This window comes from Deltaproteobacteria bacterium, assembly GCA_019310525.1.
Taxonomy (GTDB): Bacteria; Desulfobacterota; DSM-4660; order Desulfatiglandales; family HGW-15; genus JAFDEE01.
In genome coordinates, this window is record JAFDEE010000046.1 from 60,412 (window position 1) to 76,183 (window position 15,772).

Here is a 15,772-nt window from a genome sequence, read left to right on the forward strand (position 1 = left end):
CCGCATCCGTTGTTCGGGTCTTATCGGACTAGTTTCTGTACCTCTCGCGGTGCTCGTCTTGTCGTGCCAGTTCGGCGATACCCCCCTTCCCGAACTTGTTCAATTTCACCCCACCGGATAATCTGGGAAAGGATGACATGACGCATAGTTCATCCGGAAGCTTATGGGGCGCTACTTTACCCTTCAGGAAGTCTCTCAGGGATTTCAGCGTGACTTCGTGACCCGGCTTTGGAATCACGCAGGCACAGGTGCTCTCTCCCAAGACCGGGTTGGGGGTGGCCACCACGCAGACTTCTTCAACGTCCGGGTGGTCCGCGAGGAGGGACTCGAGTTCATAAGGGTAGATCTTGTAACCGCCGCGATTGATCAGGTCCTTGGTCCTTCCGTATATCTTGAAATAATCGTCTTTCTCTCTGGAAACCAGATCGCCCATATGCAGCCACCCGTCGATGATCTGTTTTCGGGTCTCCTCCGGGTTTCGCCAGTACCCCTTCAGTACGTGCCAGCCCGAAAGGGTCAACTCTCCCACCTGACCTTCCGGTAGTTCTTCCCTGGTCTCCGGGTCCACCACCCGGACCCGGGTGTCTGCGATGGGCCGGCCGATGTACGCTTCCCTGACCTCCAGGGAGGAGGGATAGGGACACATGATTCCCACCCCCGGGCCTACTTCCGATGCCCCCCAAAAAGAGGTCAGGTAAACGTTCATTTCCCTTTCCACCTCGGTGATCAGTCCTTCGGGTGCGACTTGGCCGGCGATGAGTCCGGCCCTCAAGGAGCTTAGATCGTATTTTTTTCGCGCAGGGTGATTCAACTCCAGGATGTAGTGGGCGGGAGCTGCCGGCTGAAGGGTCACCTTCTCCTTCTCGATTAGGGAAAAGGCCTTTTCCGGTTCGAATTTCTCCATGAGTACGAGGGTCGACTGGAGGAGCAGGGGCTGAATCAGGAGCGCGCCGCAGCCGTAAGAATGGGACATGGGCAATACCCCGAGGAAGACATCCTCGGAAGTGGCCTTCACGCCCAGTGAATACTGCCAGCCGGCACGAACGGACTGGTAGTGGGTGATCATGGCTCCCTTGGGCCTTCCTGTGGTCCCGGAGGTGTAGATCAGCATGGCCAGATCTTCTTCGGGCCGGATGACAGGGCGGGAATAAGTCCCGGACCGGCCCTGTTCAACAAGGTCCTCGAACCGGTGGACACCTTCTCCTTCCCCTTCACCTACCAGGATGATCTTTTCCAGTTCCGGAAGGTTCCCCCTCAACTCCCGGATGGCCTCCAGGTAATCATATCCGTCCCATTCCCTGAAAACGGCGACGCCCTTGGCCCCGGAGTTTCGGAGGATGAATTCCGCCTCGGCCCTCCGATAGTTGGGATTTACCCAGGCGACGATCACCCCCAGTTTCTCGAGTGCGTAAAAGGTGACGATGAATTCAATGGAACTTTTCATGTAGATCGCCACACGGTCTCCTTTTTCGAAGCCTAATGCTGAAAAAGAGCAGGCGAGGGCGTCGGCCATGGCATTCAGTTCACGGTAAGTGATCCGGCGCTCTCCGTCCACAACGGCCACTTTGTCAGGGACTGCGGATGCTCCCCGTTCCAGGACCATTCCGACATCAAGGCCTTTGTAAATCTCCATAAAAAGACCTCCCGGGCATTTGAAGTCATAAGATCGTGTTATTGCCGTATCGTATTGATAACCTGAATGATCGAGAAGGTTATTTGGTTTCAGCATGTGAAACCAAATTTTATTTTGCGACTATACTTGGTCCAATTTCCGGTGTCAATTAAAAAAGTAGCATTTTTCAACTAGTTTTGTGGGTCTGTTTGATGCCTTTGTTCTTGACATGGAAAGGGGGCAATGATAAAAACTCAAATATTGAAAATGCATTTCATATTGTGAAATCATGCGATGGGTGAGTATCTGCTGATAGGAACTGTATGAATTCAGAGAGTTTGTCGAAATTTCGCAAAAATGACCATTTATGGGGACGGAAATAGTGAGAGAAAAGAGCCGGTAACGCACCCCTCATGGGGCTTCCCTCTGGATTAAGAGGGGCAGGGCGAAAGGTAGGATCAATCATACCGAGGAAGAAAGGAATGGGCGATGGCAAAGACCGAGGTGATATTGACCGACTGTACCCTTTGCTACCATAGCTGCGGATGCAAGGTGAGTGTAGAGAACGGCCGGGCCGTTAAGGTCGAGGGGCTTGAATCTCACCCTATCAACAGGGGGAAACTGTGTCCCAAGGGGGAGGCGGCCCTTGAAAATATCTACCATCCCGATCGCCTGAAGTATCCCCTCAAAAGGACGGCAAACGGATTTGAGAGGATCGGCTGGGATCAGGCCCTGGATGAGATCGCCGCGGTCCTGGACCGGCTGAGAAGGGATTACGGCCCACAGGTATTGGGGGTTTTCAGTGGATCCATCGGGGTGGAAAACCTCGAAATGGCCGGCCTGACCCAACGATTCAAGGCGGCATACGGGTCGCCCAACTTCTTTTCAGTGGAAAGTGTCTGCTACCGGATGCGGATCCGTACTCGGCAGATGACCTTCGGAAAGTACCCTACCGAGGAACTGGATTCCAAACTCTATATCCTGTGGGGACACAACCCGGACGCCTCTGATTTTCCCTTGAAATTGGCCCTGGAAGAAAATCTTGCAAAGGGCTCAAAGCTTGTGGTGATCGATCCGAAGCGTATACCCCTGGCGGACAGGGCGGACATGTACTTGCAGATCCGCCCCGGGACGGACGGAGCTTTGGCCTTGGCCATGATCCATGTGATCATCAACGAGGAACTCTACGATAAGGAGTTTGTCGAAAAATACACCTTGGGATTCGACCGCCTGGTCCCCCACATCCAGCAGTACTCCCCTGAGTGGGCGGAGAAGGTGACCTGGGTTTCGGCTGAGGACATTAGAAAACTCGCCCGCCTCTTCGCCGGCACCAAGGGGGCAGGGATCTACCAGGGCACTTGTACACAGGACCAGACAGCCAACGGGACCCAGAACAGCAGGGCCTTTTCCATCCTCCAGGCCATCACCGGCAATATCAACGTGCCGGGGGGCTGGGTGATCAGCCCCCGCTTGGCCTTTGGCAATGTGGGGTTGCGGGTCGATGGAGAGCCCCTGGGGGCCGATCAGTATCCCCTCTTTTTCGAGATTTGGGGCCGGAAGAGCCCATACGGCGTCGTTACGGTCGTTCCGGAGAGCATCCCGGAAAAGCTGAAGGCCTTTCTGGTTGTGGGCGGCAATCCCTTGATTTCCATGCCGGACAGCAACGCCTTCCGGGAAGCCTTCAGAAAGCTTGACCTCCTGGTCGTCCATGACATGTTCATGACGGAAACGGCCAGGGAGGCCCATTATGTTTTGCCCGCCTGCTCCCACCTGGAAAAGTGGGGGGTGGCCTATACTTACAACGTCTGTCACTGTGTCCCGTACCTCATGTTGCGGAAAAAGTGTATCGAGCCCCTCCATGAGAGTTGGTCTGAGTGGAAGTTCTATACCGAGCTCGCCGGACGCCTGGGCCTGGGGGACCTTTTCCCCTGGAAGTCTGAAGAAGAGTTGGTGTCCTTCGAGTTGGCTCCATCCGGGCTCACCTTTGATTATCTTCTGAATGAGAAGCCCGAAGGAGATTACTACCAGCAAAAGCAGTATGCCATCACCGAAGACCAATTCAAGACCCCATCCCGCAAGATCGAGATCTACAGCGAGGCACTTGAGCGGGTCGGTTTCAGTCCTTTGCCGGATTACCGGGAGCCCGAGCGAAGCCCCATGCAGTGGTCCAAGGAGTTACTGGAGAAATATCCCCTGATCCTTACGACCGGAAGCCGGAACTACTATTACACCCACAGCCAGCACCGAAACGTGGAGGCCCTCCAGGAAAAGAATCCGGAGCCCTATGCCGAGATCGGTCCCGAGACCGCTTTGAAATACGGCATTCGGGAGGGTGACAGGATCATCATTGAGACCAACCGGGGCAGGGTCCGCATGAAGGCCCACGTGGAGGAGAGGGTCGCCGAAGGGGTGGTGTTCGTACCTCATGGGTGGCCGGGGGAGGCGAACGCCAACCTCCTGACCGACGCTCAGTGCCGGGAGTGCATCCTGGGCTATCCGGATATGAAGTCCCTTCAGTGCAGCATTCGGAAGGAATGAGGGATCAGAGGTAGAACAGGCCCTCTTAAAACCAGGGAAAAGCTATTCAGTAAACGGCGCGGCAAATGCGCCGTTTGTTGTTTCCACCGCGGGGAACTTTTTTGGGTTGACATAGCCTTTATTGTCGTTTATTATGGGAAACAATTGTTTGCTATAGAGAACATAGGCGGTTTTTCCCATGAAAAGTGATTTCAAAAGGGTCCCCGCGGTCGAAAAATGTTTCGGGATACTGGATGTGCTGTCCAGTTCCAGGAATCCCATGGGCATCAGCGAACTGGCCAAGAACCTCAACTACAACAAGAGCACCGTTTTCAATATCGTCAATACGTTGACCAATCTGGGCGTCCTTGAAAGGGTGGAGGGAAACAGGTTCCATTTCGGCACTACCCTTTACCTCCTGGGCAGGGCGGCCTGTAACAGATCCAAACTCATACAGACCGTTCATCCCTTTTTGGAAAAGATCAACGAGCAGACCAAGCTTTCCGCCTTCCTGGGTATCCGGTCCGGCCTGCGGGCCGTGATCCTGGACAAGGTGGATTCCGCTTTCGATATCCGGATATCCAGCGATATCGGGATGAGGCTCCCCCTTCTTGCAGGGGCCGGCGGGAGGGCCCTCCTTTCCCTGCTCAAGGACGAGGAGATCGATGAGATCCTTGCATCAGGGGAGCTCAAGAAGTTCACCGATAAGTCGTGCGTGGAGAAAGAAGAATATAAAAGGCAGGTCATAAGGGTGCGCGAAGAAGGCATCGCCCTTGATGACGAGGAATATATCGATGGGATCTTCGCTTTCGCCGTTCCACTTCGGATCCCCACAAACGATCTTCAGGCCGCCATATGGGCCGTGGGCCTGAAGAAGTTGGTTCCCGATCAGGTTATCAGTGAATATTCGGAATTTCTCAAGCAGGCGGCGGCTGAGATCGAGAGCCGTTTCTTCATCGAAGAACAATGGGAGAAGTAAAAAAGGTAAGGACGGTCTGTCGCAGTTGCCACGGAGGGTGCGGAGTCATCGCCCACGTGAAGGATGGCAAAGTGATCAAGGTGGAGGGAGACCCGGATTCCCCCATCAGTTACGGCACCCTGTGCAGCAAGGGGCTGGCTGTCACTCAGTTGGCCTACCACCCGGATCGAATCCTCCACCCGATGAAGAAGGTTGAAGGGACATGGGAGCGGATTACCTGGGACGAGGCCCTGGATACCATTGCCGGGAAATTCAAAAAGGTGATCAACGAATATGGTCCCGAATACATTGTTGTCGGCCAGGGAACGGGTCGGGACTACGAGAGCCATCTTTATCGATTCGCAAATCTTTTGGGGACACCAAACGTGCTCACGGCAGGTCACATGTGTTATGTGTCTAGGGTGGCCTCGACCCTCATCACCTGCGGAAATCTGCCCATTTGTGATTACCGGGGCAACCCCAAGTGCATTATCATGTGGGGTTGCAATCCCCAGTGGAGCAACCCGGACGAGTACAAGGGGGTGGACTTCTGGAAGGCTTACAAGAAGGGGGCCAGGCTTATTTGCGTGGATCCCAGGGAAGGATTCGTGGCCAAGAAAGCCGATCTCTGGCTCCAGCTTCGCCCTGGAACGGATGCCGCCTTGGCCATGGGTTTCCACCATGTGATCATCGAGGAAGAACTCTATGACAAGGAGTTTGTGGACAACTACGTCCATGGTTGGGATGCCTTCAAGGAGCGGGTCGAGGAGTATCCCCCTGAGCGGGTGGAGGAGATCACCTGGGTGGACAGGGAACTCATCAGGAAGGCAGCGAGGATGTATGCCACCACCAAGCCTGCCTGCATCCACTGGGGCGTTCCGACGGAACAGACCATCAACTGCGCCGATTGCACCCGGATCATGACAGGGCTCATGGCGGCCACGGGAAACCTGGATGCCCCGGGGGGAAACGTACTCTACGTGAATCCTCCCACCCGAACGGTCGCCGAATTCGCCCGCCATAGGGACCTTTCCCCGCAGCAGCGGGCCAAGCGGCTTGGGGGAGACCAGTTCAAGCTCGGTGCCCGGGTGGCATTGATCAACCCCAAGAAAGCGTGGGATTCCATCCTTACGGGTGAGCCTTACCGACTCAAGGCGGGCATTCTTTGCGGGACCAATCCGGTGATCACCAGGGCCAATGCCAGAGAGGCCTATGAGGCCCTTAAGAGACTGGAGTTCCTGGTCGTCATCGATTTCTTCCTGACACCGACGGCGGAGCTGGCCGACATCTTTCTCCCGGCAGGGACCTGGCTCGAGCAGAACCACGTGGCCGACAACTGGAAGCGTCACGGTTTCGTCCTGGCCAGGCAGAAATGTGTAGAGGTCGGCGAGGCCTGGCAGGACCACAAGATCTTCCTGGAATTGGGCAAGAGGATGGGGCAGGAATGGTGGGACACGGTGGAGGATGCCCTGGATTACCTCCTTGAACCCACGGGATTGACCTGGGAGGAATTCAAGGAGAAAGGTTATCTCCGGGGGGAAATGGTGTACCGGAAGTACAGGGAAAGGGGTTTTTCAACACCGACCGGAAAAGTGGAACTCTACTCGACGGTTCTCGAAAAATGGGGATACGACCCATTGCCGAAGTACAGGGAGATTCCGGAAAGTCCGGTCTCAAGGCCTGATTTGGCGGAGAAGTACCCCTATATCCTCAATGCAGGGTTGCGGACACCCACTTTTTTCCATTCCGCCAATCGTATGATCCCGTGGCTGAGGGAAATCCGCCCAGATCCCATTGTGGAGATCCACCCCGATACAGCCAAGAAACACGGGATCCGGGAGGGCGACTGGGTCTATATCGAGTCTCCGAGGGGCCGGATCAAGGAGAGGGCGAAGTTGAACGACGGCATTGATCCCAGGGTGGTTGTTGCGGAGCATGGTTGGTGGTACCCCGAGGACAAGGACCCGCAACACGGGTGGGACGTATCCAACATCAACATTCTTACAGACAATGCTTACGAGACCCTGGATCCCGCAATCGGGTCGACCAATCTGAGAGTCTGCCTGTGTACGATCTACCCCTGCAATGAGGCCTCCTGATTCCAACGGTGGGAGCAGAGGCGGCGGGAATCAACCGAAGGGAGTGTCCGGGGGGATCAGAGAGGAGTCAATGGAGACCTGGACGGATCCTAAAACCGGCTTGGAATGGCAATGCGAATCCCCCGGCGAGATGAGTTGGTACGCCGCGGTTGAATACGCCGGGTCGCTCTCTTTGCAGGGCAGGGAGGATTGGCGTTTACCCACACTTCGCGAGTTGGAAACCCTCCTGGACAGGAGGAGATATCGGCCGGTGGTTCGTGAAGAGGTCCCTTTCAGGGACACCTTGAGTTACTGGTCGTCCACGACCTTCGGGCATTCCACGCAGAATGCCTGGATCGTGATGTTCGACGGTGCTTATCTGCTCAGTTATCCCAAGCGCAACGCTTATCATGTCCGATGCGTGCGTGGTGGAATGAACATCAGTGAGGAAGGAGCGATATGGGTGAAATCTCTTTGATGTTTTTCAGGAAGGATTGCATGGGCTGCCATGCCTGTGAGGTGGCCTGCAAGCAGGAACACGGGCTCGGCGTGGGCCCCCGCCTCGTGAGGGTGATCGAGAGGGCGCCCGTTTTTACGCCTATCTACTGTCATCATTGTGCCGGGGCCCCTTGTAAGGAGGCGTGTCCTGTTGAGGCCATTTTCAGAAACGGGAAAGGGATCGTGTGGATCGACCCGGAGGTCTGCATCGGGTGCAAGGCCTGCATGGAGGCCTGTCCCTTTGGTGCCATGCAGTTCGACGATGAAACGGAAACGGCGGTAAAATGTGACCTTTGCCAGGATCGGCTGGAAAAAAACCTAGGCCCCGCCTGTGCAAGTGTCTGTCCCACTGGGTGCATAGTCTGGGGGGACTCCAAGACCCTGAGCGAGGAGGCTGTCGCGCGGGCCATGGCCCTTTAGCCTTCAACGTCCTCAGCGTCCCTTATCAACCTTTGCCTGCCTGGTCCATATGCCGAAGATATCCATCCACGATCTCTCCGGCGGGGAGGCCGAATAGTTCTGCATATGATTTCAGGAAGCCTTTCAGGAAGATCAAGGGAGGAAGGTCGTTGAAGCGGTCTTCTTCCAAGGCGGTTATGGTGGACACGTTGATCCGGGTGACCTCGAAGACCTCTTGTATCTGGATGCCCAAGGCTTCCCGGATTTCTTTCAGGTCTGCTCCGGAAATCCTGTCCTTGGAGAGAATCCCTTCGAAATCCATCTCGGACCTCCTCTCCAGAATTTTGTTCTTTATGCGGTTCAGTATCCCGGATCGGGCCTCAGCGGAACCCGAGGCGAAGAGGGGAACAGGTTCTTTTGTTCTCCCGCCCATCGCCTCGGCGGCGTCGATGTCTCCTTTCTCAGCGAGATGTCTTTCGTAAGCAGCTCTCTTTTCCTCATCGATCAGGGTGGCGAAGGCCTCCTCGATTCTCTCCAGGATCCTGGTCCGTTCCTCTTCGGAAAACAGGGCGTAAGTGCTCAGGGAATCCCGGTCGTAAAGGGCAAGGGCCTCTCGGTAGGCTTGGCGGATTTCAAAAGGTGAGGCATCGATGGGGACGTCCAGAACTTCGTAGTAATTCAGTTTTTCGAAATTCCTGTCCATGCCCTAAGCCTTTGCCGCCGCCAGGTGCCCGTTTCCGGCCACCTTCTCAGCGATGTTCCGCAAGGCCACGGCCGTGGGCGTATGGGGGTAGATGTCGATGAACACCTTTTTGGAAGAGATGGCGTCATGGACCCTCTCATCGTAAGTGACGTTTTCCAGGAACTGGAAGCGGGAATGGAAATGACGGTTGCAGACCTTCTGTATCTTGTCTCCGAGGCAGGAATCGGTCTGTTTTCGGCACTGGTTCAGGATGAATTTCAGATGAAGTTCACTGAGACGTTGGCGAAGGATCTTTCCTTTTTCGCTGTTCTGGCGGCAGATAAGGTCGATGAAGTCGGAAGGGGATTGGAGGTGCTTGGTCTCTACAACCCCTTCCCCGTTATCTGCTTCGCCCGGATCGATGGACTCCTGCTTGAGGATTTGCTTGATTTTTCTGTAATAGGCCGCCTTGATGAAACGGAAGGTGTTTTCAATGGAGGTGGGTTCCGGAGTTACCACGAAGAGCCCCACGTTGGAGATCAGGAAGAAGTCCAGAGTATTGAAATTCGTGCCCGCCCCAAGGTCCAGAAGGATGTAGTCGAAAGGAAGCCGCTGGATTGCGCGGATGATCTTCAACTTTTGGGCGTAGAAGAGGTTGGCAATCTCCATGGAGCAATCCGAGGAGGTGATTACGTAAAGGTTGGGAATACAGGTGGGGACGACGGCGGCGGCCAGATCCGAAAACGCCTTGTCCAGGAAGTCATGAAGGCCGGTCTTGGGGTTGTGGAGGCCAAGGAGGGTATGGAGATTGGATCCCCCGAGGTCCAGGTCCACGAGGACGACCTTTTTCCCTCCCTTTGCTATCAAGGCTCCCAGGTTTGCGGTTATGAAACTTTTACCGCTGCCTCCCTTTCCTCCGCCGATGGGAAAAATCTGAGGCATTCCCTTTCTCCCGCTAAGGATTGATGGTGCGCTGTTTCAATTCACGGTCGAATTGCCTGCCTGCAGGCGCGCGGACCGCCTTCAAAGAAGGATCGTTGAAAGACCCCGTTACATGGGGAAAATTCAAGCCGCTTCAGGCGGTGGATCTTTAATTTTAGCCCGGTGCGTTTATCCTACGCACGTTGGCATCATCCCTGGCATGAGAAATTAGGAATCGGGTGCCGAGCGATTCCAGGGAGACCATGGGGATCTTAATTCAAGACGTTCACCTCGGGGAAAAGCCAATTATTGGTGTAGTTTCCCTATTAGAACCACTAAGCTTAAAATAAACTCCGGGAAATCATACAGTTATCGCTGTGATTGTCAAATGTTTTTTTGAGGGATCGGATTGCGGATGCCGTGTCAGGCAAAAGAACTTTTGACCATCCCCCAAAAAAGGGGTAATGGATTCGGGAATAGCGAAGGAGGAAATATCATCCATGCGTCCCTTGAAAAAATTGATCGCTTTCTTTTTCCTGTTCCTGGTAATCGCCCAACCGCAGGCCGTCCTGGGATCTTCCCGGGCCTTGAACCTTGATGTCAAGGAATTCACCCTTAAGAACGGAATGCTCTTTCTCGTGGTCGAGAGGCATTCCACCCCCCAGGTCGCCTGCCGCCTGGCGATACGGGCGGGCTCAGCCCTGGAGGACAGGGGAAAGACCGGCATCGCCCACCTGCTGGAACATATGATGTTCAAGGGCACTAACAACTTCGGAACACTGGACCCTGAACGAGACAGAAGACTCCAGGAGCAGATCGAAGCGGCCTACCAGATCATACGTAAAGAGGAACAGAAACGAAACCCGGATCGATCCTTGATCAGGGCCAAGAAGAAAGAGATGAACAGGCTTCGTCTGGAGGTACAGAAGATCTTCGTCCCCCAGGCCTTCTCATCCCAACTGGCCAGAAACGGCGCGGTAGGGGTGAATGCCTTCACGACCAAAGATCAGACACAGTTCAAGGCATCGGTCCCTTCGGATATGATCGAGCAGTGGTTTTCAATAGTGAGCGAGCAGATTTTCGAACCCTCATGGAGGGAGTTTTACGTGGAAAAGGAGGTGGTCCAGAGGGAATGGGCCTACCGTTATGTGAACAACCCCGGCGGGGCCGCCTGGCTGGATCTCTATGCCACGGCCTATACCGCTCACCCTTACCGGAGTCCGGTCATCGGGTGGAAGTCGGACATGGAGTGGTACAGCACCGCCGATGCCGTTGCATTCCACCGTAAATACTACAATCCCGCAAACGCCGTCTGCGTCCTGGTCGGGGACGTGACCCTCGAGAGGGCCCGGAAGCTGGCCGAGATCTACTTCGGGCGTTACCCCGCGGGAGAGCGCGCCCCTGAACGGGTCACCCGGGAACCGGAACAGGAGGGGCCCAGGCGCAGTGTACGTTACTTGAAAGGGGCACGTACACCGCTTCTGAGGATCGGCTTTCACGGAGCCGCCATGGGGACCCGGGATTTTTACGCCCTGGATGCCCTGACCATGGTCCTGAGCCGGGGCCGGAGCGCCCGGCTTACCCGTGAAATCGTGGACAAGGGCCTTGCGGCAAGCGCCTGGGCCTACAATCCGGACAATCGCTACGGCGGCCTGGTGATCCTTGGAGGGACGCCCAACGAACCGGAGGTCCTAAAGAACAACAAATCTCTCCCTGAAAAAGAAAGGCGAGAGGCCTATCTAAAGGCCTGCGAGGACCTTGAAACCCTGCTCCTTTCCCAATTGGATCGGATGCGGACTGAACCGGTTCTCAAACGGGAACTCGAGAGGATCAAGAAACTCAATTACCGGGACTTTCTCGACAGGATGCGAAGCAATGAGGAACTGGCCGGCACCCTGGCCACGGTCGAGGTCCAGATCAGGTGGCGATACCTCCTGGACTACCTGGATGAGATCTCAAAGGTCACCCCTGAAGATATCAGGAGGGTGGCCCGCAAATATTTGGTGCCCGAGAAGAGGACCACTGTATTCGTGATCCCCGGCGGGAGGCCGGAGCGCCCTCCCGAGCCCTATGAAGAGGTGCGTTCCCTCAGTAGGCCCGAAGCGAGGAAAGCATTGGGCCCCCCCGGGGACTTCACCAATCATTCACGCTATCCTACACCGCCTGGTTGGAAACATCCCTTGTCCTTTGACCGCAGGCCGGAGAAGATCTGCTATCCCAAGGCGCAAAAGGCGCAGGTCGGAGGAGCCACCCTCTTTTATTTGCCCGATCACGAGCTTCCCCTGATCGATATCGCCATCCTCGTGAAGGCCGGCTCTGTGGACGTGGCCGATTCCAGTGCGGGCCTCACGCAGCTCTTGGAAGAAACCCTTGTGCGGGGAGGCACTGATAGGTTGACTCCCCGGGAACTGGCCGAAGAATTGGATGACAACGCCATTCACCTAACCGTGTCCGTAAGAGAAGAGGAGAGTGTGATCCGTCTTTCAGTCATGAAGGAAGACTGGAAGAAGGGACTCTCGCTCCTGGGAGAGGTTTTGACCCGTCCGCGGTTCGATTCGGAGATCCTCGATGTGGCCCGGAATCGGATCCTCACTGCCCTCAAGCGCCAGGGCGGAAATGCCCGGGCGGTCTCCAGCCGGGAGGCCAGGATATGGCACTTTAAGGGACATCCCTACGGGCGGGATCCTCTCCTCGCACTAAAGACTCTACCCCGGATTACAAGGGAGGACTTGCGAAGGTTCCTTGAGACCTATTTCACCCCTTCGAACATGGTCGTGACCGTTGCGGGGGATATCGGCAGAGAGAGGGTGGTAAAGGATATGGAAGATTTTCTCAAGGAATTTCCTAAGAATGCCCCGCCCGTCCGGAAATTGGGGACTCCGGAGGAAACCCCGCCCGTGTTGGCTTTGATCCACAAACCGGGCCAGGTCCAGTCCCAGGTCATCATGATGCTCCCGGGGGTCCGGCGCATAAACCCCGATTACTGGAAGATCAACCTGCTCATGGATGTCTTCGGCGGGAGCGATTCCCTCCTGTACAAGCGTCTCAGGGACGATTTGGGGCTGGTTTACGCCGCCGCATTCTTTGAGACCTACCGCTGGGAGGCGGGAATGCTGATGGGTTATATCGGGTGCAAGGGTGACAAGACCTCCAGGGCCGTGGAAGAGACGATAAGAATCATGGAGTCCCTGCGAAGTAAGATCCCGGAGCAGGATGTTGAGCAAAAACGCCTGGATATCCTGAACAGTTTCGTCTTCAACGTAGATTCGCCCACTGCCTTGGTGGAGGTGTACGGCCGATACCAGCTTAGGGGGGAACCGCTCGATACTTTGGAGCGGATCCAGGACGTAACCATGAAAGTGAAAAGGGAGGAGCTCGAGGGACTAGCGAAGAAGTTCCTGGATCCCTCCAAGATCCAGGTATTCGTGGTGGCGGACAAGACCACACCTGTCGTGGATGGTGGAGGGAAAAGAGTAACCCTGGAGGAGGACTTGAAGGCCCTGGCGAAACGCCTCGGGTTGCCTTACCGGGAGTTGCCCCTGCGTTGAAGAGGGGGAATGTCGGAATGCCGGCGGATACGGTATCCGTAGCGAGCTTTTTGAAATGGCAAAGATCGCTCTTCTGTGCTATATAAACCACCCAGGATTCACAACGAAAGACTAAAAGGGCCTCTTTTAAGGGAGGCCCTGAGATGTTCATTTTTGGAGGTATGATATGGATCTTCCAAGAAGGATCGGAATCGGGATCGTAATGCTAGTCCCAACCTTCGTAGGGGGAGGGGCCCTGTGGCATCTGTTTCACTCTTGGCCGCCGGTATTCGTGTGGATCGCGATCATGGCCGTGGTCGCTGGGGCCCTCATATCCGGGAAATACCTCAAGAGCTGGGAATCCCGTGATTTCCACTTCGGTTGATGTGCTCCTTTCCATTTCGGCTGGGGGCGACTTCCTATATTTACCCTGAGGGCCTCACCGATAATGTCCGCAGGATGGCAGGTCGGGTGGAGGACGTGGAACTCGTCCTCTTTGAAACCGAGGAAGTCTCGAACCTCCCGGACGATGAAATCCTTCATGGGTTAGAAGTCCTTGGCCGCCAAGCAGGGCTCACCTACACGGTCCATTTTCCCCTCTCAGTGTACCTGGGAAGTCCTGATGCTGCGAAGCGAAGCCGCTCCGTCGAGACCTGCCTCAGGGTGATGGATCTCTGCCGCCCGCTTGACCCCGTGGCCTTTATCTTGCATTTTCACGGTGACAGGCGCGGGCCGGTGCCTTCTGATGATATATCACGCTGGCTGGGGAATACGGATGAATCCATCAAACCGCTGTTGGAGACCGGGATTCCATCCCGGCGCATTTCCGTTGAGACCCTGGACTACCCCTTTGAATTGATCGAGCCTATTGTCCTTGAATACGACCTTTCGGTCTGCCTGGACATCGGCCATATCCTGATGTACGGGCATCCCCTCGACGAATACTTGGGTCGCTACCTTACCCGGTGCAACGTCCTGCATCTACACGGGCTGAAGGGTGGGGAGGATCATCGCGACATCTCCGGCGTGGATCCGGGCATCCTCCATCGACTTTTTTCGCACCTCGAGGATGGAAATGCACGGAAGCGGGTCCTTACCCTTGAGGTGTTTTCAGAAGAGGATTTCCTTAACTCCCTTTCCACACTGTATCGCATATATTTCAGGAGGCATTTTTCAAAAGGCATGACTCATATGACCGAGCCGGAGGAGGCTGTGCCCGCCGGGTCCGGGAGATGATTTCTTTGATTCGGCCTGGTCATTGCGGATTTTTTGAAACCAAGTGGTACGGATCCTGGCCCCTGCTTTACTCAAGCTCCCCAAACGCTGCCTATCCCCATCACACCTGGAAATCGCCGAATACGAAAACATATTCCAGGTCATTGACATCTATCACGATATCTCCACCTCTTGATTCTGCATAGATCAGCCAGGATGGCTTTTCCCCGCCGCAACATTCCACCTCGGGAGAAAAACGGCCGGACTTCATGTCATACCAGGCCAGGAGCATGGGGTCGCCGTATCTCCTTCGGGCCAGTTCCTTGGCCAGTTCCTTTGCTTTGTCAAAGGTGAGGTTTTCTTCGGTAATATTGATGGAAACAGGGTTCTTCAAATGTTCCCTTTTAAGGGGCTTACATGGATGAGGCATTTCGGTCCTCCTTCAGGTGTTTCAGGGGGACATCACACGCCCTTTAACAGATGGCTGAAACGATCATTATTATAAATTTAACCACGAAACCGCCCTTTCACAACCAGTGTGGAATCTATAATGCCTCCTGCAAGAGAGGTCCGTATCGAAACCTTCATCCATTTTTTCGATATCATCAATTCATAACGGTAGATAGTCGATCGACGAGTTGAATGGCCGATGATTGGATCGGGTCCCCGAACTTCGTCTTTATCGCCGCTTGAAGCATTTCAACATTGATCGTCCTTTTGAGCCCGGCCAGTACAGCAAGGGAGGCCAATGCCCAGTCCTGGGTTTTGATCCTTTGTCCTCTGAAGTCCACGCAGTGCGCATCGGCCCGGTTCGCAGGCACCTTGACTCCTTTCGCCTGGATCAGCAGTGTCCGGTCATCAAGGGAATCGAACACATCGGCTCGACGTTCCACTCCCTCCTGCCCGAGGGCGATGACCACAGAAGGTTTCTCGATACCCGTGAAACCAATTTCTTCAGGCGAAAGGATAACTTCACTGATGGATGGTCCTGTAAGAACCGTGATATCGTATTCAGTCTTTTGGGTAGCCTTCATACCCGCGGCCAAACCAGCGTAGCATAGAAGATCACCGGCGGATATAATCCTTTGCCCGGCGTTGCCGAGCATAAGAATTTCCTGCCTTTCAAGCCGGGGTGGATCACAGCTTTTCCTGATTTTTTTTGGCGGGGGAACGGGCTTTTGTGTGCCAGCCAGTTCTCTGTAATGCGCCCCGTATTCTTTCCTTATGTTTGCTTCCACGATTCCTTCCATTGGCGGGAGAGTGGCGAGTCTTTCATTGATGATTCGGGGGTTGAGGCTGTTTTTCCTGGCATAGCGACCGGTACACATCCCCCAAATATCGAGCACTGAAAATCCCCTATGTCGG

The 15,772-nt window shown here is 55.1% G+C and carries 13 protein-coding genes; 8 read left to right on the plus strand and 5 right to left on the minus strand.

Annotated features, from left to right (window positions below):
• Positions 1 to 28: 28 nt before the first annotated feature.
• Positions 29 to 1,633, minus strand: coding sequence for an acyl--CoA ligase (locus JRF57_10275; protein MBW2304084.1), 1,605 nt, complete (start codon positions 1,631 to 1,633; stop codon positions 29 to 31).
• Positions 1,634 to 2,101: 468 nt separating this feature from the next.
• Here JRF57_10275 and JRF57_10280 point away from each other — a divergent pair, with 468 nt between their 5' ends.
• The 5 genes from JRF57_10280 to JRF57_10300 all read left to right on the plus strand — a co-directional run bounded on the left by JRF57_10280 (position 2,102) and on the right by JRF57_10300 (position 8,083).
• Entirely contained in the window at positions 2,102 to 4,150 is a 2,049-nt protein-coding gene (locus JRF57_10280; protein MBW2304085.1) for a molybdopterin-dependent oxidoreductase, read from the plus strand.
• 178 nt (positions 4,151 to 4,328) lie between these two features.
• A complete protein-coding gene (locus JRF57_10285; GenBank protein MBW2304086.1) occupies positions 4,329 to 5,108 on the plus strand; it encodes an IclR family transcriptional regulator in 780 nt (259 codons plus the stop codon).
• Positions 5,096 to 7,186, plus strand: coding sequence for a molybdopterin-dependent oxidoreductase (locus tag JRF57_10290; protein MBW2304087.1), 2,091 nt, complete (start codon positions 5,096 to 5,098; stop codon positions 7,184 to 7,186). Before JRF57_10285 ends, JRF57_10290 begins: the two co-directional genes overlap by 13 nt.
• A 70-nt stretch (positions 7,187 to 7,256) precedes the next feature.
• On the plus strand, positions 7,257 to 7,643 hold the full coding sequence (locus JRF57_10295) for a DUF1566 domain-containing protein (GenBank protein ID MBW2304088.1): 387 nt from the start codon (positions 7,257 to 7,259) through the stop codon (positions 7,641 to 7,643).
• A complete protein-coding gene (locus JRF57_10300; protein MBW2304089.1) occupies positions 7,625 to 8,083 on the plus strand; it encodes a 4Fe-4S binding protein in 459 nt (152 codons plus the stop codon). Before JRF57_10295 ends, JRF57_10300 begins: the two co-directional genes overlap by 19 nt.
• A 25-nt stretch (positions 8,084 to 8,108) precedes the next feature.
• Here the strand turns inward: JRF57_10300 and JRF57_10305 are convergent, their stop codons facing one another.
• Together JRF57_10305 and JRF57_10310 are read right to left on the minus strand one after the other, a co-directional pair.
• Positions 8,109 to 8,765 (minus strand): helix-turn-helix domain-containing protein, encoded by a 657-nt coding sequence (locus JRF57_10305; protein MBW2304090.1) that lies wholly within the window; start codon positions 8,763 to 8,765, stop codon positions 8,109 to 8,111.
• A gap of 3 nt (positions 8,766 to 8,768) precedes the next feature.
• Entirely contained in the window at positions 8,769 to 9,686 is a 918-nt protein-coding gene (locus JRF57_10310) for a P-loop NTPase (GenBank protein ID MBW2304091.1), read from the minus strand.
• 479 nt (positions 9,687 to 10,165) lie between these two features.
• On the opposite strand from JRF57_10310, the gene JRF57_10315 reads away from it, so the two are divergent.
• The 3 genes from JRF57_10315 (at position 10,166) to JRF57_10325 (ending at position 14,428) form a co-directional block, all read left to right on the plus strand.
• The gene (locus tag JRF57_10315) at positions 10,166 to 13,213 is read left to right on the plus strand and encodes an insulinase family protein (GenBank protein ID MBW2304092.1); all 3,048 of its coding nucleotides are present in this window, start codon (positions 10,166 to 10,168) and stop codon (positions 13,211 to 13,213) included.
• A 166-nt stretch (positions 13,214 to 13,379) separates the two neighbouring features.
• Positions 13,380 to 13,577: a hypothetical protein gene (locus JRF57_10320; protein ID MBW2304093.1), complete on the plus strand. Its 198-nt coding sequence runs from the start codon at positions 13,380 to 13,382 to the stop codon at positions 13,575 to 13,577.
• Between the two features lie 86 nt (positions 13,578 to 13,663).
• Positions 13,664 to 14,428, plus strand: a complete 765-nt coding sequence (locus tag JRF57_10325; GenBank protein ID MBW2304094.1) for a sugar phosphate isomerase/epimerase — start codon at positions 13,664 to 13,666, stop codon at positions 14,426 to 14,428.
• Between the two features lie 100 nt (positions 14,429 to 14,528).
• On the opposite strand, the gene JRF57_10330 is transcribed toward JRF57_10325, so the two are convergent.
• Positions 14,529 to 14,837 (minus strand): AF1514 family protein, encoded by a 309-nt coding sequence (locus JRF57_10330; GenBank protein ID MBW2304095.1) that lies wholly within the window; start codon positions 14,835 to 14,837, stop codon positions 14,529 to 14,531.
• A 175-nt stretch (positions 14,838 to 15,012) separates the two neighbouring features.
• Positions 15,013 to 15,753 (minus strand): 2-oxoacid:acceptor oxidoreductase family protein, encoded by a 741-nt coding sequence (locus JRF57_10335; protein MBW2304096.1) that lies wholly within the window; start codon positions 15,751 to 15,753, stop codon positions 15,013 to 15,015.
• Between the last annotated feature and the right edge of the window lie 19 nt (positions 15,754 to 15,772).